The following is a 16,186-nucleotide window of genomic DNA, read 5'->3' on the forward strand; positions in this document are numbered from 1 at the left end:
CGATCTTCTATATTATGGGAACTCTACGGTTCCGATAATCCTATCGGTAGGCCCGGGTCAATGGCTGGCATATTAAACCTTGGTAATCCAGCCCTTGTCTCAGGCTGCATCCACCGCCTTCACCGGGCGCGATTGGCCGGTGCTTCCCTTGACAGGTGCAAAGGCAAAGGCTTCCAGCGTTTCCGCCCGCATTTCAATGGAAAATCCGGGCAGCACAGGTGGCATATAGGCTGCATCCCTGATCACGCAAGGGTCAAGGAAATGCTCGTGCAGATGATCCACATATTCAATCACACGGCCGTCCTTGGTGCCGGATACCGCGACATAATCGATCATCGACAGATGCTGGACATATTCGCAAAGCCCGACGCCGCCGGCATGCGGCCAGACGGGCAGGCCGAATTTTGCCGCAACCAGCAGCACGGACAGCACCTCGTTCAGCCCGCCCATGCGGCAGCTGTCGATCTGCACCACGTCGATGGCGCCCTCGGCGATGAACTGCTTGAACATGATGCGGTTCTGGCACATCTCGCCGGTTGCGACCTTCACCGGGCCAATCGCCTGACGGATCTTGCGATGGCCGGCGACATCATCAGGGCTTGTCGGCTCCTCGATGAAGAAGGGATTGCAGAAGGAGAGCTTTTTGACCCAGTCGATGGCCTGGTCCACTTCCCAGACCTGATTGGCATCGATCATCAGGTAACGATCCGGGCCGATGACCTCGCGGGCGATGGTGAGGCGGCGGATATCGTCTTCGAGGTCACGGCCGACCTTCATCTTCACATGGTTGAAGCCGGCATCGATGGCTTCCTGGCAGAGACGGCGCAGCTTTTCGTCGTCATAACCGAGCCATCCAGCCGATGTCGTGTAGCAGGCATATCCCTCCTTCTCGAGGATGGCGATGCGTTCGGCCTTGCCGGCCTCGGCCTTCTTCAGGATGGCAACGGCTTCGTCGCGGGTCAGCACGTCGGTCAGGTAACGGTAATCGACGATATCAGCGATCTCTTCCGCCGACATGTCGGCCACCAGACGCCAGACCGGCTTTTGGGCTTCCTTGGCCAACAGATCCCAGAAGGCGTTGACGACAGCGCCGGTTGCCAGATGCATGGCACCCTTTTCCGGGCCGATCCAGCGCAACTGGCTGTCGCTCGTCAGATGCCGCCAAAATTTGCCCGGATGCGCCTTCACCACCGCAAGGTCGGTGCCGACGACGAGATGGCGCATGGCATCGATTGCCATGCAGCAGATGTCGTTGCCGCGCCCGATGGTGAAGGTGAGGCCGTGCCCGGCAAGGCCGGGCACGTCGGTTTCCAGAATGACATAGGCTGCCGAATAATCCGGGTCCGGGTTCATCGCATCCGAGCCGTCAAGGCTCTGGGATGTCGGGAACCGTAGATCGATGATCCGCATGTCGGTGATGATGGCCATGTTCGTTTCTCCGGCAGGTCTGTCAGACGAAGGTCAGGGGGATCAGTCAGGCGTCGGCGCGAAAGGTCTGCTTCTGCGTGCCAAGCCCTTCGATGCCGAGTTCCACCACGTCGCCGGCTTTGAGGAATCGCGGCGGCTTCAGGCCAAGGCCAACGCCGGGAGGCGTACCGGTGGAGATGACATCGCCGGGATGCAGCGACATGAACTGGCTCAGATAGGAGACGAGGAAGGCAACGCCGTAGACCATGGTCTGGGTGGAGCCGTTCTGCATGGTCTCGCCGTTCACCGTCAGCCACATCTTGAGGTTCTGCGGATCGGCGATCTCATCCGTCGTCACCAGCCAGGGGCCGATGGGGCCAAACGTGTCGCAGGATTTGCCCTTGGTCCACTGGCCGGAACGCTCGGTCTGGAAGGCGCGTTCGGAGACGTCGTGGGAGACGCAGTAACCGGCGACATAATCCATCGCATCGGCTTCCGAGACATATTTCGCCGTCTTGCCGATGACAACACCAAGCTCGACTTCCCAGTCGGTCTTTTCAGAGCCGCGCGGGATCAGCACGTCGTCATTCGGGCCGACGATGGCAGAGGTTGCCTTCATGAAGATGACCGGCTCCGGCGGAACGGTCGCACCGGTTTCGGCGGCATGGTCGGAATAGTTGAGGCCGATGCAGATGAACTTGCCGGTGCCGGCAACGCAGGCGCCGAGGCGTTCATTGGCGGAGACTTCCGGCAGCGAGGCAACGTCGAGCGCGGCAAGCTTGGCAAGGTTATCCGGGTTGAGTGCAGCGCCAGAGAGGTCGCTGACATGAGCGGAAATATCGCGGATCGTGCCGTTGGCGTCAAGGAGGGCCGGGCGTTCTGCGCCGGCAGCGCCGTAACGAAGCAGTTTCATGGGGTATTCCTTCCTGAAGTCTGATGTCAGATGGTCCAGCCGCCATCGATGGCGATGGCCTGGCCGGATGTATAGGTTGCGCCGGCAAGATAGACGGCAAGGTCTGCGATTTCTTCCGGAGCGCCCAGGCGCCCGATCGGCTGGCGGGCGATGAAGGCAGCACGTGCGGCCTCGTAATCGCCCTGCGCGCGCAGGCGGTCCTGCAGCGACGGGCTTTCCACAGTGCCGGGGCAGATGGCGTTGCAGCGAATGTTATGCCCGACATAATCGGCCGCCACCGCCTTGGTGAGCCCGATGACGGCAGCCTTCGTCACACCATAGGCGAAGCGGTTCGGCACACCCTTGATGGAGGAGGCGACGGAGGCCATGTTGATGATGGCGCCGTCACGGCGCTCCATCATGCCCGGCAACACGGCGCGGATGGTGCGGATCATTGCCTTGACGTTCAAATCGATGGCGAAATCCAGATCGCTGTCCTTCATCTCCAGCACCGAGCCGCCATGCACGACGCCGGCGCAGTTGAAGAGAATATCGACCTGACCGATGCCGGCGATGCAGGCCTTGACGGCTGCCTCATCCAGAACATCGAGTTTCTGCGCGTGCAGGTTGGCCAGCGCCGGCAGTTCGGAAAGCGCCTTGTCATTGATATCGGTTGCGTGGACGACAGCGCCCGCCTCAGCAAAGGCCAGCGCACTTGCCCGCCCAATGCCCTGGCCGGCGGCGGTGATCAGCACCGTCTTGCCCTCAAGGTTAGCCATTTCCGTTCCTTTCCTTAGCGCTCATTCTGTGTTCCTCGGCGACCGGCTCAATCGTCGCTCGCCAGCGCAGCCTTGAGTTTCGGCTGGGCAATTGCAAGGCCAAGATCGGCCGCGCGCGTCACCATCGGCAAAAACCTGCGACGTTTCTTTTCCGCGTGGTTGGCGGCGATATCTGAAAGCTTATGTTTCAGGAACGGGTTGAGAAACCGGTCGCGCACGGTGTCGAGATAGGCGCGTGCTTCCTCGCCCCTGCCGTCCGCCTCAAACACCGGCAGAACTTCCTGCGTCCAGACCGTTTCCAACGCGTTGCGCATCGCCGGATCGTCCATCGCTTCGCGCACGGTCTCGTCGGCGCGGCGCCCATCCTTCAGCCAGCACTCGGCAAGCACCGAATGGCCAAGGTTGAGGAGATGCAGTTTCAGCATCTCGAACCGGTCGAGATCCTCCGTCAGCGTGATGGCCGGATGCCGGCAGGGTAGAATCAGGCCCTCCTGCTGTTCGATGGCCCAGAGCGCATAAGGCTCGGCCACGGCACCAACAGGTGCAATCGGTTCGGCAACGATCCGGTCGACCAGGCTATTGGCAAAGTGGCAGGTCTCGTTCAGCCAGAGGCGGAATTCGGCCGGCAGTTCCCATTCCAGGGCCAATTGCTCGATCAGCGTGCGCAGCCGTGAGCCGTTCTGCGGCACGAGTTCGCACGGATAGAGCGACAGCGGCGCGTCCGGGTTTTGTTCGAAACGATGTGCCAGCAGCACGGCAAGCTTGGCCGGGAAACTTTTCGGCAGCCGTTCGAGATCGGTTAGAAGCGCCGTGTCGTCGGAAGGGTCGAGGTCATAACCGCGATCGCCGGTGTTGGAGATGATCACCGGAACATGGACAGCCAGCGCGCGGATCCGCTCCCAGTCGGTTGCGGCCGTCAGCGCTTCGGCAATGGCAGTGCCGACGCGCTCCTCGTCGATAATCTCTCCGTTTACCTGTCCGCGAATGCGCACCGGATAGCGGGGAGTATGTCCAAGCGCCGTAATGCGCGCTGCACTTTCCGGGCTCGACGTGGTCTGCACCACGGCAATCGGGCCCAATGCCTCGTGCGTCTCCATGGCTTCGGAGACGAAGAGGTCGGCATGGGCGAGCAGAAAACGGCTGGTGCCGAACTGCAGGATGGCAGGTTGCGGCTTCACGCGACCTCCACCATGGCCTTGACCACGCCGGCTGCCGGATCGGTGAGACCGGCAAACTGTTCCGGCACCTGCGACAGCGACATGCGGTGGGTGATCAGCGCATCCGGCACATGGCCGGCGCGCATCGCCGCCATCACATGGTGGAAATCGGCAGCGGTGGCATTGCGGCTGCCGAGAAGCGTCGTTTCGCGCTTGTGGAATTCCGGATCGGAAAAGCTGATGCTGGAGGCGACGATCGACACCAGCACATAGGTGCCGGCATGCGCGACAAAGCCGAAACCACGCTCGATGGCTTTCGAATTGCCTGTCGCATCAAACACCGTCTCGAAGAAATTGCCGTCGGTGATCTTGGACAGCTGATCCACGTCGCCTTCGCCCAGCATGACGGTGGATGTGATACCGAGATGTTTTTCGGCAAAGTCCAGCCGGTCGCGCCGGCTGTCGATCAGGGTGACATCCGCACCCTCCATTTTGGCAAAGACGGCAACCGCAAGACCGATCGGGCCGGCGCCTGCAATCAGCACTTTTTCGCCGACGCGGGTTTTCGCCCGCGCAACGGCGTGGGCGCCGATGGCCAAAAACTCCACCATGGCCGCCTGATCGAGCGAAAGCCCGTCTGCCTTCAGCAGGAATTCGGCCGCAAGGCAGAGATATTCCGTCATGCCGCCATCGCGGTGAACGCCGAGCACGCCGATGTTGCGGCAGCAATTGGTGCGGCTCTTCAGGCACGCATCGCAGTGTCCGCAGGATATGTAGGGGATGATGGCAACCGTATCGCCAGCGGAAAGAGCGCTGCCCTCCGGTGCTTCCTCCACCGTTGCCGCCAGCTCATGTCCCATCACGCGTGGATAAGAAAGATAGGGCTGGTTGCCGGTAAAAATATGCAGGTCGGTGCCGCAAACGCCGACGCGGCGGATTTTCACCAGCGCTTCACCCTTGGCAGGAACGGGTTTTTCCCGTTCGATGGCGCTCAATTGGCCGGGAGTGTCACAGATAATCGTCAGCATGTGCTTACCTATTCAGCCGGTAGAAATCGATGGCGTTGCCGCCGAAGACGGCGGTGTGGTGATTTTTTGAAACCATGTCCCGGCATTGATCGAACCAGCTTTTGTAGTCGCCGGCAAGGCGCACCACCGGCCAGTCACTGCCCCAGATCACGCCATCGGCGCCGAACAGATCAAGGATCGTTTCGCCATAGGGGCGCACGGCCTGCGGCCTCTGGTCTCCCGCTTCGGTGAGAAGCCCTGACAGCTTGCACGACACATTGGGCAGGGTGGCAAGATCAGCCATCGCCGCGCGCCATTCGACAAAGCGTCCCTCGGCGATCTCCGGCTTGGCGCCGTGGTCGATAACGATGCGCAGATCCGGGTGGCGCGCGGCAAAGGTGAGGAGATGCGGCAGATGCCGCGGCAGCACCAGCGCATCGAAAGCAAGATCATACGCTTCCATGGCGATGACCGCCGGATCGAGGGCCGGATCGGCGATCCAGTCGTCTTCGGCAATATCCTGTAACATCGGGCGCAGGCTCTTCAGCTTGTCATGTTCGGCAAGCCTTGCAATCGCCTCCGGCGCGTCGGGCGCTTTCAGATCCGTCCAGCCGACAACGCCGAGAATGAAGTCATGGCGGTCGGCGAGATCGAGCATGAACGCAGTATCGGCCGCATTTTCCATTGTCTGGACGAGAACCGTGCCGTCGATGCCGGCGTCTGCCAGCAACGGCTTCAGATCATCAGGCGCAAAGTCGCGGTAGATGGCCTCAAGTTCGGCCGGCGGCCATTGGCCCTTGCGGTCGCTCAACTGCCAGAAATGCTGGTGGGCATCGACGCGCATTCGTTTAAGCCCCTTCGCCGGGCACCGGTGCGCCTTCGGCAATCAGGCCGCGCTCCTTGAGCTTTGACCAGAAGGCCGCGGGGATCTCTTCCTCGAACCAGGCTGCATTGGCGGTCAGCTGGTCGTGGTTGCGCGCGCCTGAAACAATGGTAAGGGCGGCCGGATGCGCCAGCGGAAACTGTAGCGCCGCCGCCTGCAGGGTCACGCCTTCGGCAGCACAGGCCTCATGCAGCGCATCAACGCGGGCCAGCATCTCGGCGGGAGCGTCGGCATAGTTGAACTTGCGGTTGCCGGCGAGGATGCCGGAGTTGAAGGCGCCGGCGATCACGATCCCGACGCCCTTTTCGGCGCAGGTGTTCATGAAATCGAGGCTCTGCTGCTCCAGCAGCGTGTAACGGCCGGCGAGCATGCAGATATCGATCTCGGCGACCTCCATGGCATCACGGACGATTTCCCACTCGTTGACGCCAAGCCCGATGGCTCTGGTCGAGCCTTCCTCGCGCAGCTTTGCAAGCGCGCGAAAACCGCCGCCATCGGTCAGCTGGCTCCAGTAGTGCAGGTGTTTGTCGCCATGGGTCACGCTGCCGATGTCGTGGATGTAGAGAATGTCGGGCGCAAGCACGCCAAGCCGCTGCTGGCTTGCCTCAAAAGAGCGCATCACGCCGTCATAGCTGTAATCATAGACCGGGCGGAAGGGCAGGGGCTGCACATAGCCGTCTTCTTCGGCGCCCACCGTCGGGTCGGGCGTCATGACGCGGCCGACCTTGGTGCTGACCACATACTGGTCTCGGGCAAAATCGGTAAGCATCGTGCCCAGCCGCCGCTCCGAGCGGGTAAAACCATAAAAGGGCGCGGTATCGAAATAGCGGATGCCGGCATCCCAGGCAGCCTTGAAGGCGCCAGCGGATTCCTCATAGGGCGTCACGCGGTAAAGATTGCCCATCTGGGCGCAGCCAAGGCCCATGCCGGTCAAGGAAACGCCCGTGCGGGCGTGCGTGCGCTGATCGGTAACCTTCATGAAACATCCTGCCTTTTGCGTGGGAGAACGGACGCGCCAAGGCAGCGCGTCCGGTTTTTGCGAAAGTCGTTCAGTAAAGAACGTTCTTGGCTTCCGGCTTGTCGATATTGTCCTTGGTGACAACGACGACACCGGTATCGACGAACTTCTCAACCTTTTCCTTCTTCATCAGCTTGGACACGGTTTTTACGCCGAGTTCGCCCATCTGGAACGAGCCCTGCACGGCAATCGCCGAGAGCGTGCCGTCCTTGACGAATTCCTGCAGGTCCTGGTTTCCATCAAAACCAACGGCGACGACCTTGCCGGCCTTGCCGGCCTGCTTGATGGCGCGGCCCATGCCGATGGCGGTCGGCTCATTGGCGCCGAACATGCCCTTCAGGTCCGCATTGGCGGCCAGCACGTCGGTCGTCTGGTTAAGCGCGGTTGCCATCTGCGACTGCGAATAATACGGGCCGACGATCTGCAGCTTGGAATTGGCCTTGATGTAATCGGTAAAGCCGCCGACGCGACCGATTTCCGAACCGGCACCGGCCACATAGGACATGACGGCGATCTTGCCTTCCTTGCCGACCTTGTCGATCAGCGCCTGGGCGGCAAGCTCGCCGGCCTTGCGGTTATCGGTGGCGAGGAACGACTGGTAATATTGCTCGGCACCCTTGGCCAGCATCGAGTCGACGATGACGACCGGAATGCGGGCTTCCCAAGCCTTCTTGACGGCAGGCACCAATGCGTCCGGATCGGACGGGGCAAGCACGATGCCGGCCACGCCGCGGTTGACGGCATTTTCCACCATGTTGACCTGGTCGGCGATGGCCGATTCCGAGGCTGGGCCCTGGAAGGTCATGGTATTGCCGGAACCAACCTCCTTCATGGCGGCATCGGCCCCCTTCTGGACGTTCTGCCAGAAGGTCGAGTTGACCGTTTTCACGATAACGGCGATCTCGGCGGCCTGCACGGATGCGGCCGAAAGCATGATCACCGATGTCAGCAATGCTGTTGCAAGCTTTTTCATTTCCATCCTCCTGAAGTGAAGCGGCCGCCATGGCCTCCTCCCGAGAGCTCCCACTCTCATGTTTCTTGCGGATAAGGGTCCGCGCCCTCTCTCATCGGCGGTTGCGCAACTGGTCGATCCAGACGGTGACCAGAATGACGAGGCCGATGATGATCTGCTGTGTGAAGGCGGAAACGCCGTTCATGTTGAGGCCGTTGCGCAGGATGCCGATGACGAAGGCGCCGATGGCCGTACCGGAAATCGTGCCGACGCCGCCGATCAGCGAGGTGCCGCCGATAACGGCGCTCGCAATCGCATCCAGTTCGTACATCACGCCTTCGTTCGGCTGGGCCGTGACGAGGCGCGACATCAGCACGCAGCCGGTAAGGCCAGCCAGCGTGCCTGAGAGCACATAGGTGAAATTGGTGACGCGGGTCACATTAACGCCGGAAAGGCGCGCTGCATCCACATTCGATCCGACCGCATAGATATGTCGTCCAAGCACCGAGCGGTTCAGCATGAAGGACACGGCAAGCGCGATAACGATCATCAGGATGACCGGATAGGGAATGCCCGGGAAGACCACGTTCGGAAAGCCGTCATCGCCGATGGTGACAATGCGAAACAGCGAGCCGTTGCCCAGTTCGCCAAAGCTTTCGCCAAGGCCGGAGACGGCGCGCGCGCCGGTGATCTGCAGCGCAACGCCGCGGGCAATCAGCATCATGCCAAGCGTTGCGATGAACGGCGGCAACTTCATGCGGGTCACGAGAATGCCGTTGATCAGGCCGCAGAGCGAGCCGGTGAGGATGCCGATCAGCATGCCGATGGGCACGGGCATGCCCAGTTCCTTCACCGCAAGTGCTGCCACCACGCCGGCAAGCGCCAGCACGGAGCCGACCGAAAGATCGATACCACCGGTGATGATGACGCAGGTTGCCCCGATACCGAGCAGCGCAATCGAGGTGACCTGAAGCGCGATCGTCATGCCGTTGTTGACGGTGAAGAAGGCGTTGCTGGTGCTGGAAAACACGGCGATCAGCACGAAGAGGCTGCCAAGGGCTGCAAACTTCTGGATCACATCCTTTTGCCGGTCGCTGAGGCGGCGGCTTTTGGGTTCGCTCGGTGTGCTCATCATTGTCCTCAATTCGCCGCGCGGGCTTTGGGGCTGTGCCCATAGCCGGAGGCGTAACGCATGATTTCTTCCTGGCTGGTCTTTGCCGTCTCCAGGATGCCGGTGATGGTGCCGTTATGGAAAACCGCGACGCGGTCGGTCATGCCCAGAATTTCCGGCAGTTCCGAACTGATCAGGATGACGCCGATGCCATCGCGGGCGAGTTCATCCATGATCTTGTAGATCGCGTATTTCGCCCCGACATCGATGCCGCGCGTCGGCTCGTCGAAGAAGAGGATGCGCGACTTGCGAAAGAGCCACTTGCCGATGATGATCTTCTGCTGGTTGCCGCCCGACAGAAGTCGCACCGGCTGGCGGATCGACGGCGTCTTGATGCTGAGGAGATCGACATATTCGTTTGCCACTTCGGCATGGCGGCGAAAATCGATGAGGCCGAAGCGGTTTGACACCTCTTCCATATTGGCAAGCGTCATATTGGCATCGACCGTCATCTTGACGGCAAGCCCCTGCGCCTTGCGGTCTTCCGAGAGATAGGCAAGACCGCTTGCAATCGCGTCGCGCGGCGAGCGGATCGAAAGCACCTTGCCATCCATCGTCACCGTGCCACTATCCAGCGGATCAGCACCGAAGATGGCGCGTGCCACTTCCGTGCGCCCGGCACCCATCAGGCCGGCAAAGCCCAGAATTTCGCCGCGACGCAGCGTGAAGCTGACATTGCGGAAGACGCCGGCGCGGTTGAGGTTTTCGGCAGAGAAGATCACTTCTTCGGTGGGTGTCGAAGTGCGCTCAGGAAACTTTTCCTCGAGCGAACGGCCGACCATCTTGGCCACGATATCGTCGACGGTGGTGTCGGCAAAATCATTTGTTGCGACATACTGGCCGTCGCGCAGCACGGTCACGCGGTCGACAATCTCGGCCATTTCATCCAGACGGTGCGAGATATAGACGATGCCGACGCCGGAGGATTTGAGGTCGTGGATGACCTTGAACAGCAGCCGCGTTTCCTGCTCGGTCAGCGAGGATGTCGGCTCGTCCATGATCAGCACTTCTGCGTTCAGCGACAGTGCCTTGGCGATTTCCACCATCTGGCACTGGGCAACCGACAGTTCGCGCACCAGACGATCCGGCGAGATCGAAACGCCCAGCCTGTCGAGACAGGCCTGCGCATCCGCCTTCAGCTTCTTGCGGTCAACCAGGAAACCCCGGCGGGGCTCGCGAGCGAGATAGATGTTTTCCGCCACCGTCATGTGCGGCACCAGGTTCAGTTCCTGGTGGATGATGGCGATGCCGATGTTTTCCGCTTCGAGCGGCGAGGAGAAGCTGCGCTCGACGCCCTTGTAGATGATGCGGCCGGAGGTGGGCGTGTAAACGCCGCTGATGATTTTCATCAGCGTCGATTTGCCCGCACCGTTCTCGCCACAGACCGCGTGGACCTCGCCTCGTTGTAAGTCAAAGCTTACATCAGCAAGGGCAACCACGCTTGGAAAATGCTTGGAAATGTTCTGGAGGCTCAGCAGCGGCGCACCGTCTTCACCACGCGCATGGCTTGCAGAGGTCGAGCCTGCGCGGGGCGTCGCGTTGACGGAATGGGTCTCTGCGCTGTGCATCTAAGTCCTCCTCGCGCATCATGCGCCGTCGATCCAGCTCCACCCGTCGACTGCGGCCTATTGGTAAGTGGCCTTGCCAAACTGGTCAAGCCAATTTCTGAGTAAGGGCATTATTGTCGTGATTGTTGAATATAAGATATTGATATAGATAGATAAAATATTGGTCTTGCCAGTTTTTGACCAATTGCCTATGGTAAGGCCAATCAGAAGTGAGTGATGATGAACGGGTTCAGGACGACCGAGCGCAGGCTCTATCAGCAGGTGGCAGACCAGATCCGCGGGCTCATCCAGGCGGGCCAGTTCAAGCTTGGTCAGCGCCTGCCATCGGAGCGCGAACTTGCCCTGCAGCTGGGTGTGTCGCGTCCGTCCCTGCGCGAGGCTCTGATCGCGCTGGAGATCGATGGCACGGTCGAGATCCGCATGGGGTCGGGCATTTATCTCGTTGCGACAACTGAGCGCCGGCCATCTACATCGGCGTCGATGGGCGAAAGCCCGGTGGAGCTTATGCAGGCCCGCGCGGCCGTGGAAGGTGCGGTGATCGTGCTTGCTTCGGCCCGCATGACGGCGGAAAGCCTGAAGAACCTTCGCCAGATCCTCGATGGTATGGCATCCGAAATTTCGGCTGGCCGCAAGCCGGTCGAGCATGACCGGCAGTTTCACCTGGCTATTGCGGCGCAATCGGGCAACGATGTTCTGGCGCGTCTCGTCGGTGAACTGTTCGATGACCGCCACAGCCCGCTTTCGACGCAATTGCGCGAACATTTCGAGACGCCGGACACCTGGAGCCTGGCGCTCTGCGAACACGAACTGATCTACACGGCGCTGGAGGGGCGCGATTCATTGCTGGCACAGGCGATGATGCATGCCCATCTGGAGGAATCGAAGCGCCGTTGGCTGGACAGCGAACCGCGTTGACCGCGATGATTTTCCCAAGATGACCCTCCAGGGAGGAGGAGACATGATGACAGACACCGTTTCACCCGTGATTTTGCTCAACGCCGCAGACGATGTGGTGGTCACCCGTCGCTCGTTGCAGCCGGGCACGGCCTCCGGCTTCAATGGCATTACCGCCGGCCAGCTGATCGGACGCGGCCACAAGATGGCGATCCGGGCCATCGCCACGGGCCATGAGGTGCGCAAATACGGCCAGATCATCGGCCTTGCCACGCAGGATATTGCGCCGGGAGATCATGTCCATCTGCATAACCTTGCCATGCTCCCCTCTGAGCACGAACACCAGTTCAGCGTCGATATCGAGGAAAAGGGCATGCTGCCGCTGTCGGAGCGGCGCACCTTCATGGGTTATGACCGCGGCATCGGCGGTGCCGGCACGCGCAATTTCATCGGCATCATCTCCTCCGTCAACTGTTCGGCCACCGTCTCGCGCTACATCGCCGACTATTTCAATCGCATGGGCGGCCTCGACGGTTTTGACAATATCGATGGTGTGGTGGCGCTGACGCATGGCACGGGCTGTGCGCTCAACAATAAGTCGGAAGGTTATCGCCTGCTCATCCGCACCATCCAGGGTTATGCCCGCCATCCCAATTTCGGCGGTATCCTGATGATCGGGCTTGGCTGCGAAACCAACCAGATTGGCCCCATCCTCGAACACTACAAGATGGAGGAGGGTGACCGGCTGCGCACCATGACGATCCAGCAGCATGGCGGCACGCGCAAAACCATCGATGCGGCGATCGAGATCATCAAGGACATGCTGCCGGTGGTGGATGCAGCACGCCGCACGCCGCAGCCGCTGTCTAAGCTGAAGCTTGCGCTGGAATGCGGCGGCTCCGACGGTTACTCCGGCATTTCCGCCAATCCGGCGCTGGGTTACGCTTCAGACCTTCTCGTGCGCCATGGCGGCACCACGGTCCTTGCGGAAACACCTGAGATCTACGGCGCCGAGCATCTTTTGACCCGTCGTGCCGTAACTCCGGCCGTTGCCGAAAAGCTTCTGCAGCGCATCGACTGGTGGCGCGATTACACCGCCCGCAATGGCGACGAACTGAACAACAATCCCTCGCATGGCAACAAGCTCGGCGGTCTCACCACCATTCTGGAAAAGTCGCTGGGTGCCGTTGCCAAGGGCGGCTCCATGCCGCTGAAGGCCGTTTATGAATTTGCCGAGGCAGTGACCGAGCCGGGCTTTGTCTTCATGGATACGCCAGGCTACGATCCGGTGGCGGTGACGGGCCAGGTCGCGGGTGGCTGCAATGTGATCTGTTTCACCACGGGGCGCGGGTCCGTGTCCGGATTCAAGCCATCCCCCTGCATCAAGATCGCCACCAATACCGACATGTACGAGCACATGCGCGAAGACATGGACCTGAACTGCGGTGGCATCGTCACCGGTGACGAGACCATCGAGCAGTCCGGCGAGCGCATTTTCGAGCATGTCATAGCGGTCGCCTCCGGCCAGAAGACACTGAGCGAGATCTATGATTACGGCGACAACGAATTCGTGCCGTGGCAGGTCGGCGCTGTGACCTGACAATTATACGAGACCGCCCGCGGGTTCGTGGAACCGGCGGGCCGCAGTCCCGTTAGCGCCTCATCGTTAGGCTGGGATTGCGACAATGGCGGATGCAGACACATTATATGGCGCGGCACGGCGCAGAACCGTTCTGGATCCCGACGCCATGCGCCGCCTCGTGCGCATGGCAAAGCTTTCCCGGCTGATGGATACGGCACTGCGCGTGCCCGGCACCAATATCCGCTTCGGGGCGGATTCCGTCATGGGTCTTCTGCCGGTGGCGGGCGATGCAGCAGGGGCCGTCATTGGCCTTGTCATCGTCAACGAAGCGCGCCGTCTTGGCCTGCCGGCCTCCAAGCAGATGCAGATGCTTGCCAATATCGGCACCGATGCCGTCTTCGGCAGCCTGCCGCTGGTTGGCGACCTCTTCGACGTCTATTTCAAGCCGCACCGGCGCAATGTCCAGATGATCCTCGATCATTTCGGCCTGACGCATGAGGATCTTGCCCGTCATTGACGGGTGCTGCACGTGCAGTTTCTAGGGATCAGTCGGCGGTGACGCGGCGGCCTGGCAGGCGAAACACGATGCGGCGGTGCTTGATGAAAACGTTGAGCGGCCGTTCGATGACCTCATAACAGGCAATGCCGACCAGCGTGCCGATGACCGCGCCGCCCCAGACCACGAGCCATGTCGGAAGCCCCGCGGACATGCCAAGCTTCAGCACCACCGAGACGGCAAACGTGTGCCAGAGATAGATCGAATAGGAAGCGTCGCCGAGATAGGCAAGGCGGGGCAGTTGCGGCAGCATGTCGGCCTTTTCGAGCGCCAGAACACCGAGCACGAGGCAGATCGCAAGCGGCGCGCAGATGAAGGTGTTGAACTCGGCCCGCAGCAGATAGATTGCCGTGAAGGAAAAGATCGCGACCGCAATCAGCATCAGCCCGGTATCGGCGCGCGGCACGCGGCCGGACAGCCAAAGCCTGCCGATCACGGCGCCGGCCAGAAATTCCAGAATGAGCGGCCGCGTGTAGAAGAAAGCCGCCGTGCCGGGCGTCGTCACTGCAAAACCGATGACAGCCAGTGCGCCAAAAATGGCGGCGAGGGCGGCAAGGCGTCGGCCGGGCGCCAGCATCAGCGAGACGGCAAAGGCCAGGTAGAAAAACATCTCGTAATTCAGCGTCCAGCCCTGCACCAGAACCGGCCACAGCGCACCGCCATTGGGCGAGGCAACCGGCAGGAAAAGGTAGGAGCCGATCAGATGCGGCGCATCGAGAATGAGGTTCGGGAAGAGGCCGGCCAGCGCGCCAAACACCATGACTGTGGTTGCAAGCCAGTAACTTGGCGCGATGCGCAACAGGCGGTCCTTGAGGAAGGCGCCCGGCGTCTGGTGCCGGTTCTGGCTGATGACGATCATGATGAAGCCGCTGACGACAAAGAAGACATCGACGCCGGCAGCACCGATCGCAAAATTCTCGTCGGACCGTTCCGCGGCGTGGAAAAGGACGACCGCGAGCGCTGCAATCGCCCTCAGATATTGAATGCCGTAGAGCGTCTTCATGGCCTTTTCCCCTGCGGTCGGTCGGTCGTCTCTTGTCTGCGTCATGCAAGATGCGCCCGCCGCTCAGGCAGCACGAATGCCCGCTCGAAAGGAAGAGGCGCCGCAAGGGGCCGAAGCGTCAGCCGCCCGACGGCGAAATAAAACAGGAAGGAGCCGACATGATAGGGATGCATGACGTCGATCTCCACGAAGGAGCGCACCAGCAGCAGCGCCAGCAGGCCAAACAGCACCAGGGCGTCGGGGTTGCGGTTGTCATGCAGCAGCCGCTTCAGATGGCCGAAAAAGCCGGCCAGAAGCGTCAGCGACAAAAGTGCCGTGCCGACAATGCCGGTTTCCACCATGGTCTCGATATAGGTGTTGTGGAAATGGAAGCCGCTGCGCGAGCCGATGTAGAACTCTTCCCACAGGCGTTCGGCTTCCGGAAAACCCTGCACCCAGTAGCCCTGGTATCCGAGGCCAATGACGGGAGACTGGCGGGCCGCCTCGATGCCCTGCTGCCACAGATAGGTGCGCCCGGTCAGCGTTGAATCCTTGCCGAAAATGCCGAGCACCGCATCCATGGCACCCATGGTGAGTGCCGCATTGACGCCGATCACGGCCAAAATGATGCCGCTGGCAAAGACAATCTTGCGGGTGGTGGGTGCCAGCAGCGCAAGCACCTGCAAACCGCAGCAGGCGGCGATGATGACAAGCGTGGTCAGAACGGATGTGGCCGATTGCGACGCAAGCAGGCAATAGGCCGACAGCAGCGCGGTTGCGAGGCAGGCGATCAGCCATAGCCGGCGAAAACCCATCAGCATGATGCCGGCATAGGCGAAATAAAGGCCGAGCGAGGCATAAAACCCCAGCTGGTTTTTCGAGGCAAAGGCGCCGACGAAGCTGTAGGTGCCATCGAGCGGATCGAAATGGTAGACGCCGAACAGCATGGAATAGGCGAGCACCACGGCGCAGCCGGCAATCACGCCGCGCACCAATGTCGCCACACTCAGCGTGCGCATGGCAATGAGCGCGCAGATGATATGGGTGAGATACTGGATTGCCGTGCGCAGCGAAACGCCCGGCGCCGGTGACCAGAACACCGACAGGAAGCAGAAGCCGGAAAAGGCAAAAATCCAGAACGAACGCGCCGGGTTTCCCAGCACGCGCTTGTAGTCGAGCATCACCAGCGGCAGCCAGACGGCGTAATAGCCAAGGATCGACACCTGGCCGAACCGGCTCGAATAAGCAAAGACGAACAGGGACAGCATCACTGCCGCCGTGCCGTAAGGCGCGTTCTCGTCCGGTTCTATCAGGTTGGCCTTGGCTATCTTCATCGCG

The 16,186-nt window shown here is 61.1% G+C and carries 15 protein-coding genes; 3 read left to right on the plus strand and 12 right to left on the minus strand.

What is annotated here, in order from left to right:
• Positions 1-99: 99 nt before the first annotated feature.
• The 10 genes from AC4CWH_RS00300 to AC4CWH_RS00345 form a co-directional block, all read right to left on the minus strand.
• Entirely contained in the window at positions 100-1,428 is a 1,329-nt protein-coding gene (locus AC4CWH_RS00300) for an L-fuconate dehydratase (protein ID WP_491319913.1), read from the minus strand.
• 46 nt (positions 1,429-1,474) lie between these two features.
• Positions 1,475-2,320 carry a fumarylacetoacetate hydrolase family protein gene (locus AC4CWH_RS00305; protein WP_491319914.1) on the minus strand — a complete coding sequence of 282 codons (846 nt, stop codon included), beginning with the start codon at positions 2,318-2,320 and terminating at the stop codon, positions 1,475-1,477.
• A 26-nt stretch (positions 2,321-2,346) separates the two neighbouring features.
• Positions 2,347-3,078 carry an SDR family oxidoreductase gene (locus tag AC4CWH_RS00310; protein ID WP_491319915.1) on the minus strand — a complete coding sequence of 244 codons (732 nt, stop codon included), beginning with the start codon at positions 3,076-3,078 and terminating at the stop codon, positions 2,347-2,349.
• Positions 3,079-3,125: 47 nt separating this feature from the next.
• The gene (locus AC4CWH_RS00315; protein ID WP_491319916.1) at positions 3,126-4,256 is read right to left on the minus strand and encodes a mannitol dehydrogenase family protein; all 1,131 of its coding nucleotides are present in this window, start codon (positions 4,254-4,256) and stop codon (positions 3,126-3,128) included.
• Positions 4,253-5,263 carry a zinc-binding alcohol dehydrogenase family protein gene (locus AC4CWH_RS00320; protein ID WP_491319917.1) on the minus strand — a complete coding sequence of 337 codons (1,011 nt, stop codon included), beginning with the start codon at positions 5,261-5,263 and terminating at the stop codon, positions 4,253-4,255. The genes AC4CWH_RS00315 and AC4CWH_RS00320 overlap by 4 nt, the downstream gene beginning before the upstream one ends.
• Positions 5,264-5,267: 4 nt before the next feature.
• Positions 5,268-6,086, minus strand: a complete 819-nt coding sequence (locus AC4CWH_RS00325) for an amidohydrolase family protein (protein ID WP_491319918.1) — start codon at positions 6,084-6,086, stop codon at positions 5,268-5,270.
• 4 nt (positions 6,087-6,090) lie between these two features.
• Positions 6,091-7,104, minus strand: a complete 1,014-nt coding sequence (locus tag AC4CWH_RS00330; protein WP_491319919.1) for an aldo/keto reductase — start codon at positions 7,102-7,104, stop codon at positions 6,091-6,093.
• Between the two features lie 70 nt (positions 7,105-7,174).
• Entirely contained in the window at positions 7,175-8,116 is a 942-nt protein-coding gene (locus AC4CWH_RS00335) for an ABC transporter substrate-binding protein (RefSeq protein WP_491283641.1), read from the minus strand.
• 91 nt (positions 8,117-8,207) lie between these two features.
• A complete protein-coding gene (locus AC4CWH_RS00340) occupies positions 8,208-9,227 on the minus strand; it encodes an ABC transporter permease (protein ID WP_491319920.1) in 1,020 nt (339 codons plus the stop codon).
• An 8-nt stretch (positions 9,228-9,235) separates the two neighbouring features.
• On the minus strand, positions 9,236-10,834 hold the full coding sequence (locus tag AC4CWH_RS00345; protein ID WP_491319921.1) for a sugar ABC transporter ATP-binding protein: 1,599 nt from the start codon (positions 10,832-10,834) through the stop codon (positions 9,236-9,238).
• 219 nt (positions 10,835-11,053) lie between these two features.
• On the opposite strand from AC4CWH_RS00345, the gene AC4CWH_RS00350 reads away from it, so the two are divergent.
• The 3 genes from AC4CWH_RS00350 to AC4CWH_RS00360 all read left to right on the plus strand — a co-directional run bounded on the left by AC4CWH_RS00350 (position 11,054) and on the right by AC4CWH_RS00360 (position 13,827).
• Positions 11,054-11,749 carry a FadR/GntR family transcriptional regulator gene (locus tag AC4CWH_RS00350; RefSeq protein ID WP_491321314.1) on the plus strand — a complete coding sequence of 232 codons (696 nt, stop codon included), beginning with the start codon at positions 11,054-11,056 and terminating at the stop codon, positions 11,747-11,749.
• Between the two features lie 46 nt (positions 11,750-11,795).
• On the plus strand, positions 11,796-13,328 hold the full coding sequence (locus tag AC4CWH_RS00355; RefSeq protein WP_491321315.1) for a UxaA family hydrolase: 1,533 nt from the start codon (positions 11,796-11,798) through the stop codon (positions 13,326-13,328).
• 85 nt (positions 13,329-13,413) lie between these two features.
• On the plus strand, positions 13,414-13,827 hold the full coding sequence (locus AC4CWH_RS00360) for a DUF4112 domain-containing protein (protein ID WP_491319922.1): 414 nt from the start codon (positions 13,414-13,416) through the stop codon (positions 13,825-13,827).
• Between the two features lie 28 nt (positions 13,828-13,855).
• Here AC4CWH_RS00360 and AC4CWH_RS00365 read toward each other — a convergent pair whose 3' ends face one another.
• Positions 13,856-14,869, minus strand: a complete 1,014-nt coding sequence (locus tag AC4CWH_RS00365) for an acyltransferase family protein (protein WP_491283644.1) — start codon at positions 14,867-14,869, stop codon at positions 13,856-13,858.
• A gap of 41 nt (positions 14,870-14,910) precedes the next feature.
• Positions 14,911-16,182, minus strand: coding sequence for an O-antigen ligase family protein (locus AC4CWH_RS00370; RefSeq protein WP_491319923.1), 1,272 nt, complete (start codon positions 16,180-16,182; stop codon positions 14,911-14,913).
• Positions 16,183-16,186 lie beyond the last annotated feature (4 nt).

The sequence above is a fragment of the Neorhizobium sp. PAMB6716 genome, from assembly GCF_058242805.1.